The following is a 17388-nucleotide window of genomic DNA, read 5'->3' as shown; positions in this document are numbered from 1 at the left end:
AATCGGAACTTACGTTATTTTTACCCTAAGGAGACTTGTTTTGAGCACATTAGTGCTCAAGATTTAACAACGACGTTACTCGAAATTAACCAACGCCCCATTAAAGTACTTAACTGGCAAACACCTTACCAAGTGATGCTGACTAATTTGTCAAAAAATTCGGATTAAATTGCAATCTACCATAAAAATGACGTCAATGGTCGGATTAAGATCAATTGACATCATTTGTTTTCCGTTCAAATAGTTGATGCGTCCTTAACCAAATTAATGGAAGTCACCTTCAGCGATTTGGTCAAGCAAATCCCGTGAGGGAATAAAAAATAGTTGACCAGATAAAATCTTTGAGAAGGTCAGTAGAAAGTCACTTTGATCAAGCATGTTTTGCAACATGCCCTTAGTAACTTTCCAGTAACGCGAGTATCCGATGAAGTAATTCCCAGTATTGCCAGCGGCGGGGTCCGAAAATGGGACGTTCATCCGCACAATTTTTTGTTCGACGCCGTCAATTTCTAGTTTGGAAGCCACGTTATGCGCATTTTTGAATTTATCGTGGTCGGCTAATTCAAAGTCACTAAATTTTTCCCGACCCACGGCTTTTTCTTGGTCTTCCGTGTGCATGTGATTCCAGACTGTCATGTCGTGTTGCCACTTTTGGGCAAAAGCATACGAGCCGTTTTCAAATTGTGGGTCTTCATCGCCAACTAATGCGTAATCAGCGGCGTCTTGAACGGCGGGATCTTCGGTTCCGTCGATAAAACCAATGATGGCGCGGCCTTCGAAGTAGCGGAAGCCCTTAGTTTCGTCAACCACAGTAGTGATGTCGGCTAAGACGCGTTGGAATTGTGTTTGGCATTCGTAGACCACCGCTTCGTTGCTAGCGCGAATATGGAAGAAGAGGTCACCGGTACTGGCTGGCATGGTGTATTCGGGTCCTGTCAAAGTCGTATAAGTTTCCAGTTCTTTTGGTTTCGGTGTATCTGGGAACAGGTAGTCCCAAGCAGCGCTACTAATACCGATACTGACTTTAAGTTGCGAGCCTGATTCCGGTTTAGCATCGCGGATGTGCAATGAACGAATAATTGCTTGCGAACGGTCCGCAAATTCTTGGAAAACGGCCCGCTCATGTTCTGGATCCTGGCGGTTAAAGTTTAAAACAGTGAATTGGACATGTTCACCGACATCTTTCCAGACATCTTGAGCATGACTTGGTTCGATTGACATAAAAAATCCCTCCATCATTATAATAATATTAGCATACTCGTATGGTTGTGAATTGTTAAAAAAAGTTAATAATGGTCATAAATGGTGTGTCAAGGATGCTAGTTTTAGATTCAAGTTCTTGTTATTAACGGAAACTGGCTGGCGTTGCACGGACGTATGATTTTTATTTAATAGGTAGATTGTAAAATTAATCCGAACGCTGTTCAGACAAAAAAACAAGGTCATCGGTTAATTAAACGCGTCTTAGTAAAATCAAGCGGTTTTCAATCACTACGAACTGCGCTAAAAACGCTAAGTGGGATTGAAGTCATGCATCAACTACATAAAGTAAGCCAAAGAGAACCAAGTCTCTTTGATTTTTCGTCGTCACAATCACTAATCGAATTATTAGTACAATGATCCGTTCAACAATCGTCCCAATGTATTACAAAGACTATTTTGTTAATTTTGCACCAGAACCAAATCATCAACTAAAAAACGTCAACAAGAAGATGAAGTTGACGACAATGTAAAAGAGCGTGTTGACTATAAAGGTGAAGTACAATTCCTCCGAGATTTAGTACTGGAACTTCAATCTGAAAAGAAAGAGCTACATAAATTACTAGACCAGCAACAACGGTTAGCGTTACAAGACAAACAACTACTGGAAGAATACAAAACTGAAATTAAAGACTTAAAAGCTTTAACAACTCAATCAACATCTGCTAATTTATCCAAGGACGTTGACGAAACCAAAGATATAGAGATAAATAATAAAAAACGACGTTGGTGGTCATTCGGTAAGTAAGGAAAATATTGTTTAGAAGGTTGTTGGGAGAAAATGAAAAATTTTAATAATATTGATGAACGTGTAGTGGATGATTTAAAAAAGAACTAAAAGCACAGAGCAAGTTAAAAATTGCTGCAGTATCATTTTCAATCTATGCGTACGAAGAATTAAAAAAAGAGTTAGAAAAAGTCGATCAAATTCAGTTTTTATTTACTGGTGATCTATTTACGAAAGAAAAAACACCGAAAGAAAAAAGAGAGTTCTTTATCCCTCGTCCAAATCGTGAAAGTCAGCTGTATGGAAATGAATTTGAATTAAGAATTCGCAACGAATTATCTCAAAAGGCTATCGCAAAAGAAGCTGCAGAATGGATTCGTCAAAAAGTTACCTTTAAGTCAAATATTTCTGGGCAACGTTCTGATAATTTTATGGGCGAGGAAAATAAAAAACAACCACCAATTAAAGCAGTTGCTCTATATTTTTTATATGCTACACTCCATGACTAGACAATTTCGATTGTCCTTTCCTAGTAAGAAATTATGTTCAGTGACAACTTTAAAACCATTTTTTTCATAAAAAGAAAGTCCACGTTTATTTTTATCATAGACTGACAATACCATAGTATTGATATTTTGTAATTTTGCAAATTTTTTAGCAAACTCAATGGGTTTAAGACCTAACCCGTGGCTTTGATAGTCAGATAAGATGTAAATGCGTTCAATTTCTAGTAAATTATTGTTTGATTCATGAATACCCCAATAACTAGAAATCATATTGATCTTCATGTAACCAATTAAAACTTTAGTCTTATTGTCTTCAATTACGATAAAACTTGATTCTTTGGCATTGAATTCAGAGATCAAATTTTGATATGACATTTCGTTCTGTAAATATAATTGGATGTCTTCAGATTTAGCTCCATCATTGAATGACTCAAAAAAAGTTTCCACAGCTAATATTTGAATTTTAGGCATATCCGGCTCGACTACTAATCTAATATTATAGTTATTATTCATGTTAATTTTTCCTTATATTAATGGCAAACAAATATATACCAATTTACATATATACTAAAAAAACCTACTAATGCAAATCTAAATAGATTATACCATTAAATGTTAAATAAGCGTTAATTAGCCATTTGGTTAGCCAGTTTCAACGACAACAACCTCGGTTCATCGTTTTGCACATCCATAAATATTGGACCATAGTCTGCGATTAACGAACGAAGATAGTGATCAATAATTTTAAACTTATCTGTACGTTTAGATTGCTTAACTTGCTTAGCGAGTGTTTCGTCTACTCCTATACTGCTCGTATACTGAAAATCCGGACTGCTTTATTTCTAGGGCATAATCCGAGATAATCAAGTATAGGAGTTTTTTTATATTATGAAAGCTAAGCGATACTCAACAGAATTTAAGTCATCAATTGTTGCCTTGTATAACGAGGGTCATTCTGCTAATTCTCTAGCCAATGAATACCATTTGGCTGTACAAACCGTCACGGGTTGGGTCAAAAATCTCAAATCAATTCCAACTGCTCTTATACTAAAAATAGTCCATTTTTTTAGTGTAAGATCATAAATTAGGGCCTAGTACTTTTGGAATGGAAATACTTTCCAATACCAAAAATTCTAGACCCGATTATTTTTGTTAAACGAGACTACTATATATAATAGAATTATAAATTCACTGTTGGAGGTTTTTATGACTGATTTATTTGCAGATGGGACTATCTCTATCCATGGAGCTCAAGAAAATAACTTAAAGGATGTCAGTTTAGACATTCCTAAGCATAAAACGACTGTATTTGCTGGTCTTTCTGGGTCTGGTAAATCCTCTTTAGTTTTTGATACATTAGCCGCTGTTTCCCGACGTGAATTGAATGAAACTTTTCCTAGTTTCACCCAACAATATTTGCCTAAATACGGTCAACCTGAAGTGAACCGAATCGACAACTTACCAGTGGCAATTGTGGTTGAACAGAAGCCTATTGGTCGTAATTCTCGATCTACTCTGGCAACTTACACCGGCATCTATTCCGTCTTACGTTTGATGTTTTCTCGAATTGGACAGCCTTGGGTTGGGTATTCTGAATGGTTTTCCTTTAACCTACCTCAGGGAATGTGTCCAAAATGTCAGGGATTAGGCTTTGTTGACGACATAGATGAACGTCAATTAATTGATCATAATAAATCACTCAATGAAGGTGCAATGACTTTTGCCGGTTTTCAACCGGGAACTTGGCGTTGGAAGGAATATGGCAACAGTGGATTATTTGATTTAGACAAAAAAATTAAAGACTACACCGATGAAGAATATGATTTGTTCATGCACGCTCCGCAACAAAAATTAAAAAATCCACCGGCAAATTGGGGCCGTACGGCATTATATGAAGGACTAGTTCCACGTATGCTTCGCTCTGTTATTCATAGTGCCTCAGGTCGTCATCATGAAGCTGCCTTATCAAAGATTGTCACTCGAAAACCTTGCCCAGTATGTCATGGAACACGTCTGAACAAAAAAGCCCTAACTAGTAAAATTGCTGGCAAAAATATTGCAGAAGTCAGCGATATGGATTTAGTAAGTGTCCTAAAATTTTTGGATAATATCTCGGACCCCAAGGCTAAAACAATGGTGCGTGAACTACATAGTAAAGTTCAAGCTTTGGTCGACATCGGTTTAGGTTATCTTTCCCTTGGCCGCGGAACTGATACTCTATCTGGTGGAGAAGCTCAACGAATTAAAATTGCCAAATATTTGACGAGTTCCCTATCCGATTTAGTTTACGTACTCGATGAACCAAGTGTAGGACTCCATCCTCACGATATTAAATTGATTGCCCAATCCTTAAAAAAGCTCAAGGAACATGGCAATACTATTATCCTAGTTGATCACAACCCTGCCATTATTTCGACAGCAGATTATGTCGTGGAAATGGGACCACAAGCCGGCAAAAATGGTGGTCAAGTAACTTTAACTGGTACCTACGACGAACTATTACGGTCAGATACGATTACGGGTAAAATGTTACGAGAAAAAATCACTTTCCCAAAGCCTCGTGAACCTCAATCTTGGCTAAATGTTAATCATGTAACTGCTCATAATTTAAAAGACGTATCTATCAGAATCCCTCAAGGTGTAATGACCGTGATATCTGGACCAGCAGGTTCTGGAAAAAGTACTTTAGTCCAAGCTTTCAAACAACAAGTTTCTGATCAAGACTATATTGATTTGAGTCAGGATTCTGTAGGTTTGAATATTCGTTCTACACCTGCAACTTACTTGAACATTTTAAATCCTCTACGAAAGCTTTTCAGTAAAGCCAACAATGGCGTTTCAACACAACTATTTAGTTATAACGGTAAAGGTGCTTGTCCCCGTTGCAAAGGTAAAGGTGTGATGATCACCGAGATGGCATTCATGGATCCAATCGTTCAAGAATGTGAGTTGTGTCATGGGAAACGTTATAGCCAAGAAGCACTACAATACACTTATCATGGCAAAGATATTTCTGAGGTTCTAAATCTTTCTATCAACGACACTTTAGAGTTTTTCAAAGATGTGCCAGATATCTACAAAAAGGTTAGTCTACTCCACCAAGTTGGACTTGGTTATTTGAATCTTAGCCAGTCGATGACCACTTTATCTGGTGGTGAAGTGCAACGTGTTAAGTTAGCAATGGAATTGAATCATACCGGCCGAATCTATTTCTTAGATGAACCAACAACCGGATTGCACTTACAGGATACTCAACAATTGATCGATTTATTTGAAGGATTGGTCGATAAGGGCAATACATTAATTCTGATTGAACATAATCTGAAATTAATTTCACGAGCCGATTGGTTAGTCGATATGGGACCCGATGCTGGTAAATTCGGCGGTCAAGTTTGTTTTGAAGGTCATCCAAAAGATAGCCTAAACGATAAAAACTCTCGGACTGGTGCTGCATTAGCAGCTATAATTTCTTAAAAGATTCAAAAAGATCACCTCATTTAAAGTGCAATACAAAAGTTAGACAAAATTGAATATTTTTAAACTACTAAGGCATGTTCTCTGTATTCGCAGGGAGTCATGCCTTTTTTCTGTGATATTCGTCGATTGTTAAACCAATCGATGCTCCTATGCTATTAGTTTACAGGGCAGAAGAAAATCTGTCCGTAAATCTAGCATAAGAGCACTCCTTATAGTTGGTTGGAATTAGCTACTACCATTGTAAGAGATTGCTTTGGGATTTTTTCAATTTTTGTTCGGATTAATTATTGAATTTACCATAATACGAAAACAGGATGAGTGCCATGGCACTCATCCTGTTTAAATTTGTTAATCTAACGACAGATCTGTTAGTTAATGGAACTGAATTCCCCCATCAACTATGATTGTCTGACCAGTAATATAATTAGAGTCGTTCCCCGCAAGAAATGAGACGACAGCCGCAACATCTTCTGGCTCTGACAAACGTTTCAAAGCAATGTCTTTTGCAAATTGTTGCATGCCCCATTCATCATCCTTACCAGCGTTTTTGCCAACTTGATGGGCAATATCAAGCATCATTGGTGTCTTAACAATACCTGGTGCATAAGCATTGACCGTAATTTCTTCCTCAGCCAAGTCACGAGCTAGTACTTGAGTGATTCCTCGAACTGCAAATTTGGTTCCTGAATAAAGGGCTAAATTAGGATTTCCGACAACCCCGGCTTGTGAAGTCGCATTGATGATCTTACCGCCGTGTCCTAATTTTTTAAAGGCTTGATGGGCAGCCTGGGCCCCCCAGAGAACACCACCAACATTAACGCCATATACGAGTTCGAATTGATCTGGTGTAATGGTATCCAATGGTGTGGTTGGTCCGAGACCTGCATTATTGACGATCACGTCAAATCCACCCAATTTATCAACCGTTTCATTAACAGCTGAAAAGACAGAATCACGATCTGAAACATCAACTTTAACACCAATGGCTTGACTACCATCTGGTGATAATTTAGCGGCTACTCTATTTGCATTATCGATGTTCAAATCTGCAACTGCTACCTTAAAGCCATCTTCGTGTAATCGAATTGCCACGGCCTCACCAATTCCTTGACCGCCGCCCGTAACAAACGCAATTTTTTCTGTCACAATAAACGCCTCCATTCTCGTTTTTTGTATCCGCTTACATTGTACCTCACAAGCGGCTTATTAACAAATGATAAGTTATCTTTTAAGCATTGTGAATAATAAAATAGCCGCTAACCTTTAGTAAATGGCAAATTACAAGTTTAGTCCGAACAAGCCCGGAAACTTTCAATGGCAGTCTGTTGATGATGGATTTTTAATGGTCGTTGATTAATAAGCTCAGGTGCTGCCAGGATTTCATCAATCGTTATCTGGTCAAAGTTAGTCTTTTTCGGGAAAAACCAACGTGACCGTCGATTGAAATATTCATTGGATCCCCGTTCCCATGGTGAATATGGGTGACAAAAATAAACTTTAATCTGATAGTCTTGTTCTATGGATCGATAATCGGCAAACTCCTTACCCTGATTAACAGTTATAGATTTCACTTGGGAACCGAAGGTCCCCATAAACTTTCCAAAGGTATCATTTAAGGTCTTGACGGTGCGATTAGGGGCTTTGATAGCCCATAGAAGCCGGGTTTTACGTTCTACAAAAGTGACCAAACATGCTCGTGAATGACCTCGGCTAGAAAGTACCATATCGACTTCCCAATGACCAAAAGCTAATCGCTGATTGACAGATTTTGGTCGTTGTTCAATGGAAGTCCCACTTGTAAATGTGCCACGATGCTCATTAGCTCGGCGTTGTCGGAAATTTCGATTAGGTAGATCAGCCAAATTGAAAGGTAACCAGCCAAGCTTAAGCCAGTTATAAATTGAAGCGGTGCTCAAGTTAAAAGCTGTCGCAATCGCTTCTGGTGACCAAGTTAAACGTAGGTGGTTGGTAATTAAAATTGTCAATGATGGCGTTAGAATTGAATGGCGACTACAAGCCCGCCTTTTATGATCTGCGTCTTGTTGCGCTAATTCGGAATCATAGGGTTTGGCCCGATCTAATTCATAGCTAATAGTTGATTTGGCAACGCCTAAGGCGTCAGCCATATCTTGGTAAGTATGATGGCCTTCACTGACCAGTTGAGCTAGCGCACCACGTTGAAAACGTGATAAAGTAGAAGTACCCAAAGTAATCACTCCTTATAGCTGGTTGGAATTAACTACTACCATTGTAAGAGATTGCTTTGGGCCTTTTTTTTATTTTTGTTCGGATTAATTATAGAATTTGCCTAAATAATGAATAGATCCATGTTATTAGTAATTATTTTATGACAATTGCGTCCATGCAGCAGAACCAATTGATGGGAACAAGTAGACCAGTCTATTCAGTTCTGCCGGTCCAAACTTAAATTCAATTGCCGGCAATAATGTATTAATGACATTTTCAGCCTGTTCGCTAACCTCTGTCACGCCTACCAAGTGATGTTGCTTATCAAAAACCATTGAATTATCACCTATGGTCTCATTATCAACTTGACGATACCAATCATCTGGTAGGTAGTTAGTTTCAATTTGATAACTCTTTTCCTTACCTTCTTCTATGGAAAGACCTACTTTAGCAATTCGTGGTGATGTGAAGACAACAGATGGAATAACCGGATAGTTAATCGGATCATTGATTTGTCCTGAAAAACGCTTAGATAAGTAAGTCGATTCAAAAATGGCCGTTGGCGTTAACTTAGGTTGTGCTTTATCAATTACGTCTCCTGAAGCATAGATATTATCAACACTTGTTTGTAAATAATCATTTACTTCAATCCCGTGTTGGTTATATTTAACTCCAATTTTGTCCAAACCAATTTTTTCAACATTTGGAATTCGGCCGGTTGCATCCAGAATCCAATCAACAGTTAAGGTGCGACTATCCCCATAGTGGACTTCAACTTGCTCACCAGATTTTTCAAACGAAGAAACACCAGCATTTTTTACAAACTTAACCCCTCGTTTTTCCAAATCTTTGACAACTTGGGCAACATAAGGGTGATAGAAGTTTCGAAGTACCTGATCACCATGCATGAGAACCGTAACATTGGCGCCTGCGGCATTGGCGATAGTCGCAAATTCCATACTAATGTACCCGGAACCAATAATAGCGATCTGTTTCGGCAATTTGGTTAAACTCATAAATGCACGACTATCATGAGCCAATTCGGTTCCTGGAATATCCAAACGGTGTGGCCGCAATCCAGTTGAAATGACAATTTTTTCAGCTGTCTTCGGTTGCCCGTCAACTAATACCGTATGATTATCTTTAAAGGTCCCTTTCCCATGAATCACGTCAATACCGGAATCTGTAAGTAAGCCGCCAATCATTCCTGGCAAGCCCTTAATGACATCCTGCTTGTGAGCCTCACTCTTGGTCCAATTAATGGACAGTTGTCCTTCAACAATGCCTTGAAGCTGCTCGACTTTCCTTGTCAATGCCACAGGTGCATCCAATGTGATTTTTGCGTTACAGCCATAATTCGGACAGGTACCGCCAATCATATCTTCTTCAATAATACCAACCTTGACACCAGAATGTGCAAGGGGAATCGCCCCATCAAAAGTCCCATGACCACTTCCAAGATATAAAACATCATAATTGTATTGATTTGCCATAAAATTACCTCCAATTTGTGAAATCAACTATCAAACAAGAAAAAATTTTTATCATTTGCACATAACCATCCATGCTATTATAAGATACAAAAAGGAAAGATACAAAAAATGGATACTGATTTAGTCTTAAAGATCCTGGAAAGCGCGGTTAAAAATCGGACCATTACTGGGGACCTGATTATCCACACAGACTTAGGATCACAGTACACCAGCGATGATTACAACCAACGGTTAACAGAACTACATATCCGCCACTCTTACAGCCGTAAGGGGTGTCCATACGATAATGCACCAATGGAATCTTTTCATGCTTCCCTCAAAAAGGAATGTGTTTATCCAGTGCCGGTCTTTGAGAATTATGAAACTACCGCTGCTGTCCTTTTTGAATATGTGCATGCTTTCTACAATAGGAAGAGAATTCATAGTTCACTGGGCTACCAGACCCCCTTACAAGTTGAAATCGCAACACTTACGAGCCAAATGGCCGCCTAATTTAATGCTTTCCGTGGTTCAAATAAGTTATTAATCACGATTAATGATTTATTTGAGCTGTGGAAGGTAAACGCGGTTCTGAATGTCTCTTAAAACCTGTCTCAAATATTGACTTCAATCCATTAAAGGTTTAACACCATAAGCACCACCTCCGATTGGAAATAGCCACCGCCTTAACTTCTCTACTCGATTTTATTATACAGGGAATCTGTATTACTATCCAAGCTTTAGAACAAATTCGTTGGATCGCTATATTAGGTTCTGTTGCAAAGTTCCCCATAACTCCTGATTTATTGTAAAATGTAAGAAAACGAGAGTGAGGGTAGACAGATGGATCATTTCAAAGGGAAACAATTTCAAAAAGATGTGATTATTGTCGCTGTTGGTTACTACCTGCGTTACAATCTGCGCTATCGTGAAGTTCAAGAACTACTGTATGATCGTGGAATAAATGTTTGTCACACTACGATTTATCGCTGGGTTCAAGAGTACAGTAAAGTCCTCTATCATCTTTGGAAGAAGAAAAATAGACAGTCCTTCTATTCGTGGAAAATGGATGAAACCTATATCAAAATTAAAGGACGTTGGCATTATCTCTATCGTGCAATTGATTCTGATGGATTAACTTTAGACATTTGGTTACGAAAGAAACGGGATACTCAGGCGGCTTATGCTTTCTTAAAACGGCTCCATAAACAATTTGGACAACCTAGAGTGATTGTAACCAATAAAGCACCATCGATTAGCTCTGCATTCAGAAAGCTACAGATTAACGGTTTATATACCAAGACAGAACATCGGACAGTTAAGTATCTCAATAATTTAATTGAGCAGGACCATCGTCCAATTAAGCGCCGTAATAAATTTTATCGAAGTTTACGAACTGCCTCAACCACGATTAAGGGCATGGAGACTATTCGAGGAATATACAAAAAGAACCGAAGAAACGGAACGCTCTTCGGATTTTCGGTGTCGACTGAAATTAAAGTTCTGATGGGGATCCCAGCATAGTCAAAATGTTAAACTAGGACTTCTATACTCTTTTGGGAAACTTTGCAACAGAACCAACCAAAATATCAAAAAAAGCGTATCATTGAAAGCGTAATGATTAAAACGTTTTTTACAAACGTTATAGAGGGGAGAAGTTAATATGGACTTAGTCGAAGAACTAGTCAATGTTGTTGGTAAAAAAAATATTATTACTAACAAAGCAAAATCTTTACGTTTTAGGAAAGGGTACCGCTCAGGTAAGGGCGATGCAGTTGCAGTCGTATTTCCAACCACTTTAATGGCAATGTGGCGTGTGCTTAATGTTTTGCATGATAACAATATTATCATTATTATGCAAGCAGCCAACACTAGTTTGACTGAGGGATCCGTACCAGCCCCAGGTTATGACCGTTCTGCAGTTGTTGTGAACGGCATGAAAATTAAAGATTTACAGTTAATCAATAATGGGGAACAAGTACTAGCATTCCCCGGTACGACACTGTTTCACTTAGAAAATGAATTGCGACCACTTAAACGTGAACCACATTCAGTCATTGGCTCATCTAATTTGGGTGCATCGGTCATTGGTGGTATTAACAACAATTCTGGTGGTGCTTTGATCAGAAGAGGTCCAGCTTATACAGAGCTATCATTGTATGTTTGGATTGATGAACATGACGAAATGCACTTAGTTAACCATTTAGGCATTGATTTGGGCAAAACGCCCGAAGAGATTATTACTAATTTGCAGAACCGCAATTTTGATTTGAATCAAGTACCAGCTACTGAACATCATGGTTCAATGTTCCATCATGAACAGGTTGTGCGTGATGTTGAATCTGATAAGCCTATTCGATACAATGCAAATCCTAAAGAATTGTATGAAGTATCTGGATCGTCCGGTCACGTTGCGGCATTGGCTGTCCGCTTAGATACATTCCCAATGGATAAAAAAACACAAATGTTTTACATTGGAACGAATAATCCCGATGAGTTGGAAGATATTCGTCGCCATATTATGACGACATTCAAAGAATTGCCTGTTTCTGGTGAATATATGCATAAAAATGCTTATAAATTGGCCAAGAAATATGGTAAAGACTCACTAATTGTGATTGAAAAAATTGGTACGGGTCATTTGCCCCAAATGTTTGCGCTAAAAGCATGGGGCGAACGCTTTTTGAAGCACATTCCGTTTTTCAAACCTTATTTCCCAGATCGTTTGCTTCAAACATTAAGTAATTTATTTCCTAATCAAATGCCAAAGCGGTTAGATGATTATTACGAAAAGTACGACCATTACCTACAATTGAAAATGGCTGGTAATGGTATTGAAGAAGCGAGAGAGTATCTCAAATCTTATTTTGACAAAGCCAGTGGCGACTACTTTGAAGCCGATGCTAATGAGACCAGTAAAGCGGAAACTCACCGCTATGTAACAGCTGGGGTTGCGATTCGATATCAAGAATTAAAACAGGATAGTATTGACATTTTGCCACTAGATATCGCGTTGGCAAGTAATGATTATAAGTGGTTCGAGCATTTGCCTAAAGAGATTGAAGACAAAATAGAACACAAAATTTATTATGGTCACTTACTTGATCACGTTATGCACCAGGATTATATTCTAAAACCTGGCGTCGATGCGCATGAACTTAAAAAAGAAATGCTTAAAATTTTGGATGAGCGTCACGCTGTTTATCCAGCCGAACACAATGTTGGGCATCTATATTTGGCAGCACCGGGCTTAATCAAGCACTATAAGAAAAATGATCCAACTAATAGTTTCAACCCTGGCGTTGGTAAACAAACAATGTCTAAATATTGGGGCGAATACTAAAATAAAAAGTTTGTTAAAAAATAACCGTTATCGTCATTTGTCGATTCATCGGTTATTTTTTTATTAGGGACTATGTAATGTGAATGTTTTATTTTTAGGTAGATTGTAAAATTGATAGATTGTAAAATTTAAGTTGAACATATTAGTGGACAGAAAAACCCATAAAGGTCTTTAATGGTGTCATCACAACATTCCACTAGAAAGAAGGACCTTTATGGGCACCACTATTTTATCATTTGAAGACCGCGTTGTCATCGAAACACTTCATCATGAAAGGTAGATTGTAAAATTAATCCGAACACTGATCAGACAATTTTGGGGCCTATGATATTTGGTGTTGATAGATAAAATTCATCAACACTATTCTTATACTTAAACACCAAATATCATAGAACCATAATTAACAGAGCAAATCAGGTCACAACTTAACAGTTGTGTCGCCTTTTTTTGTGCCTTATAATTAAAGGTGTTAGAATGCGTCATAACTTACAGCCATAAATACGCACTCTTTTTTACTGCAAAAGTACCAAATTTGCTATATAAAACAGATTGGAGAAATAATATGAAATATGGTTACGCCAGAGTGAGTACCACGGATCAAAAACTAGAGAATCAAATCAAACAACTAAAAGACGCAGGCGCAGAAAAAATTTTCAAAGAAAAATTTACAGGTACAACAACCAAACGTCCCGAATTTAAGAAATTGATTGCATTACTAAATGCTGATGATGAACTAATTGTGACAAAACTAGACCGCTTTGCACGCAATACTAGAGAAGCCCTTGATATAATTGAAGACCTATTTAAACGTGACATCAAAATTAATATCCTTAACATGGGAATAATTGATAATACCCCCACAGGACAATTGATTTTTACAATTTTTAGCGCCTTTGCGCAATTTGAACGAGATATGATTGTGACAAGAACACATGAGGGAAAAGAATATGCCAAAAGGAACGACCCTTATTTTCATGAGGGACGCCCACAAACCTACACAGATGAACAAATACGTTTAGCCTATGAGTTGCGTCAACAAGGCATGACATACAAAATGATTGCTAGAAGAACAGGCATAAGCGAACGAACGCAACAAAGACGATTTAAAGATAAATGATAGCATATCATGATGTGCTATGTTGTTAATGTCAGCTAAATTATGAGGAGGATAGTCGTGATATTCCATAATTTGCTCGTATGCTAGATTTACGGACAGATTTTCTTCTGCCCTGTAAACTAATAGCATAGGAGTATTTTTTTATATGTTACACTCCATGACTAGACAATTTCGATTGTCCTTTCCTAGTAAGAAATTATGTTCAGTGACAACTTTAAAACCATTTTTTTCATAAAAAGAAAGTCCACGTTTATTTTTATCATAGACTGACAAGACCATAGTATTGATATTTTGTAATTTTGCAAATTTTTTAGCAAACTCAATGAGTTTAAGACCTAACCCGTGGCTTTGATAGTCAGATAAGATGTAAATGCGTTCAATTTCTAGTAAATTATTGTTTGATTCATGAATACCCCAATAACTAGAAATCATATTGATCTTCATGTAACCAATTAAAACTTTAGTCTTATCGTCTTCAATTACGATAAAACTTGATTCTTTGGCATTGAATTCAGAGATCAAATTTTGATATGACATTTCGTTCTGTAAATATAATTGGATGTCTTCAGATTTAGCTCCATCATTGAATGACTCAAAAAAAGTTTCCACAGCTAATATTTGAATTTTAGGCATATCCGGCTCGACTACTAATCTAATATTATAGTTATTATTCATGTTAATTTTTCCTTATATTAACGGCAAATAAATATATACCAATTTAAATATATACTAAAAAACCTACTAATGCAAAGCTAAATAGATTATACCATGAAAGGTTCTGGTGCAAAATTAACAAAATAGTCTTTGTGATACATTGGGACGATTGTTGAACGGATCATTGTACTAATAATTCGATTAGTGATTGTGATGACGAAAAATCAAAGAGACTTGGTTCTCTTTGGCTTACTTTATGTAGTTGATGCAGGACTTCAATCCCACTTAGCATTTTTAGTGCAGTTCGTAGTGATTGAAAACCGCTTGACTTTACTAAGACGTGTTTAATTAACCGATGATCTTGCTTAATCAAATTATTACAATATTTAGAACATTGGTGATTTGCTTTCGCCAATAAGCCATCTTTAATTACTTGTTTAATAGCCTTTAAAGTGCCAGCATATTGATCAGTAACCAGACAATCGGGACGACCATAGGTCGTCAATAAACGTTTCAAAAAATGATAGGCGGATTGATAATCACGATGTTTACGTAACTCAAAATCTAGTGTTAATCCATGACTATCAATGGCGCGATAGAAGTAATACCAACGACCTTTGATTTTAATAAATAGGGGCTGTTTTTGTGTTAAGTGGTATAATAGCACTTAAAAAACGAGGTCGATGATCACATGCCCAATCACATATTTATCAATCGAGAGTCAGGGAATGATAACATTTCAATATTCTATGACGAACTATCATTTGTGGTCATTGCGAATAAAGATGATTTAGCTAGCATTCAGTTGATTGATGAGTCTAAAAAACCTGGCATCTATATATTGTTAGGTGATGATAAAAGATATATCGGTCAAGCATCAGATCCTTTAAATTATTTCAGTGATATAGTCCAAGATTTTAAACATAGTCTGCTTATTTTCTTTAGGAACTGGTGTATTTAAAATATCGTCAACACTTTGGTCTAAAACAGAACCTTTAATGTAAGGAAAATCATTGACGACCATTTCTCTAACGTTATCTGCTTGAGGTTCAAAGTGAAATTGTAGCCCAACGATCCGGTGATTCATCACAAAGCCTTGGTTTTTAACTGCGTCACTAGAAAAAAGCCAGTCGGCCTCCTTAGGAACTTCAAACATTTCTTCATGCCAGTGTAAAGCTAATAATTTTTCTGGCAAGCCTGGGATTATTTTACTTTGCCGGTAAACTGGTGCCCAACCAACTTCTTTGGCTGGAGCTTTTGATACTGGATAACCTAGTGTCTTCGTAATCTGTTGAGCCCCATAACACGCCCCAAACATTGGCTTACCTTGCTCTAATAGTTGTTGGATTAAGACACGTTCTTGCTTGATCCATGAGAGATCATCGTTAGGACTCATCGGACCACCTAAAATAACTAGCAAATCAGTTTGATCGGCAGTCGGTAAATGCCCAAATTGGTAAGGGTGATAGACAAAAGTCTGATGTCCACGCGCCTGAGCCCAGTCCAAAATAGAGCCGGGGCCTTCGTTGGGGGTGTGTTGTAAGACGTTAATTCGCATAGAAAACCTTCCCACACTAAAAAGTGTCAACGGCAATTTGATATGGGTTTCGCCTGCAACTACCCTTAATATAAATAGTATACAGTAATTTCTATGAATTTGAATTATGCTCTTATGATGAGATTCCGGACTATTTTTTCTAGTTTGGTAAAATATCATCATAATATTTTCATTCTAAAGTATGCACTGCCCGTGTTTTGATAAACAACTGTTGTTTTCTCACACTGAATATTGGTCATGACTTTTGATTGACGCCAATAAACTGATCCATATATTAGCCTCCAAAAGAAGTTGAGATAGACACCAATGCTATCTCAACTTCTTTTTTATGTGGTTAAGCTGACATCAGCTTGCCCCACGCGGGTAGCGTTCTGCATGACATGCTCTCACTGAAGGTGAGCCTGCAATGATAAATTGCCCCGTCACGGCGTGACCCGCCGGAGGTTTTTCTAGCCGGATAATAGGCGCCGAAAAATAGCAGTTCCCCCAGAAGGAAGGGGGAACGCTACTGTCATCGCTTGTCGATGACGCGCCTCGCAGAGCCTGTCCAAAATATCATTTTGGTATAACAGGCTATACCAGATTTTTAACGATGTTATACTGGTCTCCGAAAACCTTTTTCGAGGAGGCAATTTTTATGGCGCATTTAAAGAAAAATACCCGTGGTGCAGTGCCCGGTTTAGCTGTTCATTTTGAACGTAAAACTGACCATCACAGCAACAAAGAAATTGATGTGGCGAAAACATATCTGAATCAAGATCTTATATCAGATGGTTCGGATATGCTGTCACGCTTCAATGAGCGGTTAAATGACGTTTATTACATGAAAAGAGACGATGTGAAGGCGTTAGGGACTTGGATCGTCACTTTGCCGGAAGAGTTATCAGAAGTGCCCTATGAGGGTTCTGGTGCAAAATTTTTCAGGTAAACTTATTTTGAGTATAATTAGCCTAAAAAGCGAGGTAGCGATGATGGAAAATTATTTTAAAGGACGACATTTCCAAAAAGATATTATTTTGGTAGCCGTTGGCTACTATTTTAGATTCTCATTAAGCTACCGTGATGTGGTTGAAATTTTGCGTGACCG

At 37.8% G+C, this 17388-nt stretch carries 14 protein-coding genes and 7 pseudogenes; 12 read left to right on the top strand and 9 right to left on the bottom strand.

The annotated features are described in order from the left end of the window. Positions 1-168, top strand: a pseudogene (locus JOC59_RS08090) (IS30 family transposase); the annotation flags it as partial. A 96-nt stretch (positions 169-264) separates the two neighbouring features. On the opposite strand, the gene JOC59_RS08085 reads toward JOC59_RS08090, so the two are convergent. Beyond that, positions 265-1221, bottom strand: a complete 957-nt coding sequence (locus JOC59_RS08085) for a Dyp-type peroxidase (RefSeq protein WP_205144274.1) — start codon at positions 1219-1221, stop codon at positions 265-267. A gap of 213 nt (positions 1222-1434) precedes the next feature. Between JOC59_RS08085 and JOC59_RS08080 the strand changes: the two are divergent. Both JOC59_RS08080 and JOC59_RS09350 read left to right on the top strand, forming a co-directional pair. Then, positions 1435-1620 (top strand): annotated as a pseudogene (locus tag JOC59_RS08080) (IS6 family transposase); the annotation flags it as partial. Between the two features lie 64 nt (positions 1621-1684). Next, positions 1685-2008 (top strand): annotated as a pseudogene (locus JOC59_RS09350) (RepB-like protein); the annotation flags it as partial. Positions 2009-2472: 464 nt separating this feature from the next. Here JOC59_RS09350 and JOC59_RS08075 read toward each other — a convergent pair. Next, positions 2473-3006 carry a GNAT family N-acetyltransferase gene (locus JOC59_RS08075; RefSeq protein WP_205144273.1) on the bottom strand — a complete coding sequence of 178 codons (534 nt, stop codon included), beginning with the start codon at positions 3004-3006 and terminating at the stop codon, positions 2473-2475. A gap of 375 nt (positions 3007-3381) precedes the next feature. Here JOC59_RS08075 and JOC59_RS08070 point away from each other — a divergent pair, with 375 nt between their 5' ends. Both JOC59_RS08070 and JOC59_RS08065 read left to right on the top strand, forming a co-directional pair. Beyond that, positions 3382-3576 (top strand): transposase, encoded by a 195-nt coding sequence (locus JOC59_RS08070; RefSeq protein WP_275588337.1) that lies wholly within the window; start codon positions 3382-3384, stop codon positions 3574-3576. A 123-nt stretch (positions 3577-3699) separates the two neighbouring features. Then, positions 3700-5967: an ATP-binding cassette domain-containing protein gene (locus tag JOC59_RS08065; protein ID WP_205144272.1), complete on the top strand. Its 2268-nt coding sequence runs from the start codon at positions 3700-3702 to the stop codon at positions 5965-5967. 62 nt (positions 5968-6029) lie between these two features. Here JOC59_RS08065 and JOC59_RS09565 read toward each other — a convergent pair whose 3' ends face one another. The 4 genes from JOC59_RS09565 to JOC59_RS08045 all read right to left on the bottom strand — a co-directional run bounded on the left by JOC59_RS09565 (position 6030) and on the right by JOC59_RS08045 (position 9650). Continuing rightward, positions 6030-6113, bottom strand: coding sequence for an IS3 family transposase (locus JOC59_RS09565; RefSeq protein WP_205144276.1), 84 nt, complete (start codon positions 6111-6113; stop codon positions 6030-6032). A 229-nt stretch (positions 6114-6342) separates the two neighbouring features. Beyond that, the gene (locus JOC59_RS08055; RefSeq protein ID WP_205144271.1) at positions 6343-7131 is read right to left on the bottom strand and encodes a (S)-acetoin forming diacetyl reductase; all 789 of its coding nucleotides are present in this window, start codon (positions 7129-7131) and stop codon (positions 6343-6345) included. 125 nt (positions 7132-7256) lie between these two features. After that, the gene (locus JOC59_RS08050; protein WP_205144270.1) at positions 7257-8177 is read right to left on the bottom strand and encodes an IS30 family transposase; all 921 of its coding nucleotides are present in this window, start codon (positions 8175-8177) and stop codon (positions 7257-7259) included. 138 nt (positions 8178-8315) lie between these two features. Then, complete coding sequence (locus JOC59_RS08045) at positions 8316-9650, bottom strand: dihydrolipoyl dehydrogenase family protein (RefSeq protein WP_205144269.1); 1335 nt, start codon at positions 9648-9650, stop codon at positions 8316-8318. Between the two features lie 108 nt (positions 9651-9758). Between JOC59_RS08045 and JOC59_RS08040 the strand changes: the two genes are divergently transcribed. From JOC59_RS08040 to JOC59_RS08025, 5 genes and pseudogenes are all read left to right on the top strand, one after another. Further along, the gene (locus tag JOC59_RS08040) at positions 9759-10142 is read left to right on the top strand and encodes an integrase core domain-containing protein (RefSeq protein ID WP_239517073.1); all 384 of its coding nucleotides are present in this window, start codon (positions 9759-9761) and stop codon (positions 10140-10142) included. 330 nt (positions 10143-10472) lie between these two features. Next, the gene (locus JOC59_RS08035; protein WP_205144268.1) at positions 10473-11153 is read left to right on the top strand and encodes an IS6 family transposase; all 681 of its coding nucleotides are present in this window, start codon (positions 10473-10475) and stop codon (positions 11151-11153) included. A 139-nt stretch (positions 11154-11292) separates the two neighbouring features. Then, complete coding sequence (gene dld / locus JOC59_RS08030) at positions 11293-12972, top strand: D-lactate dehydrogenase (RefSeq protein WP_205144267.1); 1680 nt, start codon at positions 11293-11295, stop codon at positions 12970-12972. A 214-nt stretch (positions 12973-13186) separates the two neighbouring features. Continuing rightward, positions 13187-13249: pseudogene (locus JOC59_RS09560) on the top strand (helix-turn-helix domain-containing protein); the annotation flags it as partial. A gap of 285 nt (positions 13250-13534) precedes the next feature. Further along, complete coding sequence (locus JOC59_RS08025; protein WP_205144266.1) at positions 13535-14089, top strand: recombinase family protein; 555 nt, start codon at positions 13535-13537, stop codon at positions 14087-14089. 141 nt (positions 14090-14230) lie between these two features. Here the strand turns inward: JOC59_RS08025 and JOC59_RS08020 are convergent, their stop codons facing one another. The 3 genes and pseudogenes from JOC59_RS08020 to JOC59_RS08010 form a co-directional block, all read right to left on the bottom strand. After that, positions 14231-14764, bottom strand: coding sequence for a GNAT family N-acetyltransferase (locus tag JOC59_RS08020; protein WP_205144265.1), 534 nt, complete (start codon positions 14762-14764; stop codon positions 14231-14233). Between the two features lie 160 nt (positions 14765-14924). Then, positions 14925-15374, bottom strand: a pseudogene (locus JOC59_RS08015) (DDE-type integrase/transposase/recombinase); the annotation flags it as partial. Between the two features lie 255 nt (positions 15375-15629). Then, complete coding sequence (locus JOC59_RS08010; RefSeq protein ID WP_205144264.1) at positions 15630-16301, bottom strand: type 1 glutamine amidotransferase; 672 nt, start codon at positions 16299-16301, stop codon at positions 15630-15632. A gap of 637 nt (positions 16302-16938) precedes the next feature. Here JOC59_RS08010 and JOC59_RS08005 point away from each other — a divergent pair. Together JOC59_RS08005 and JOC59_RS08000 are read left to right on the top strand one after the other, a co-directional pair. Beyond that, positions 16939-17220: pseudogene (locus tag JOC59_RS08005) on the top strand (plasmid recombination protein); the annotation flags it as partial. Between the two features lie 52 nt (positions 17221-17272). Beyond that, positions 17273-17388: pseudogene (locus JOC59_RS08000) on the top strand (IS6 family transposase); the annotation flags it as partial.

The sequence above is a fragment of the Periweissella beninensis genome, from assembly GCF_016908275.1.
GTDB lineage: Bacteria > Bacillota > Bacilli > Lactobacillales > Lactobacillaceae > Periweissella > Periweissella beninensis.
This window is presented reverse-complemented; position numbering and strand designations above follow the sequence as displayed.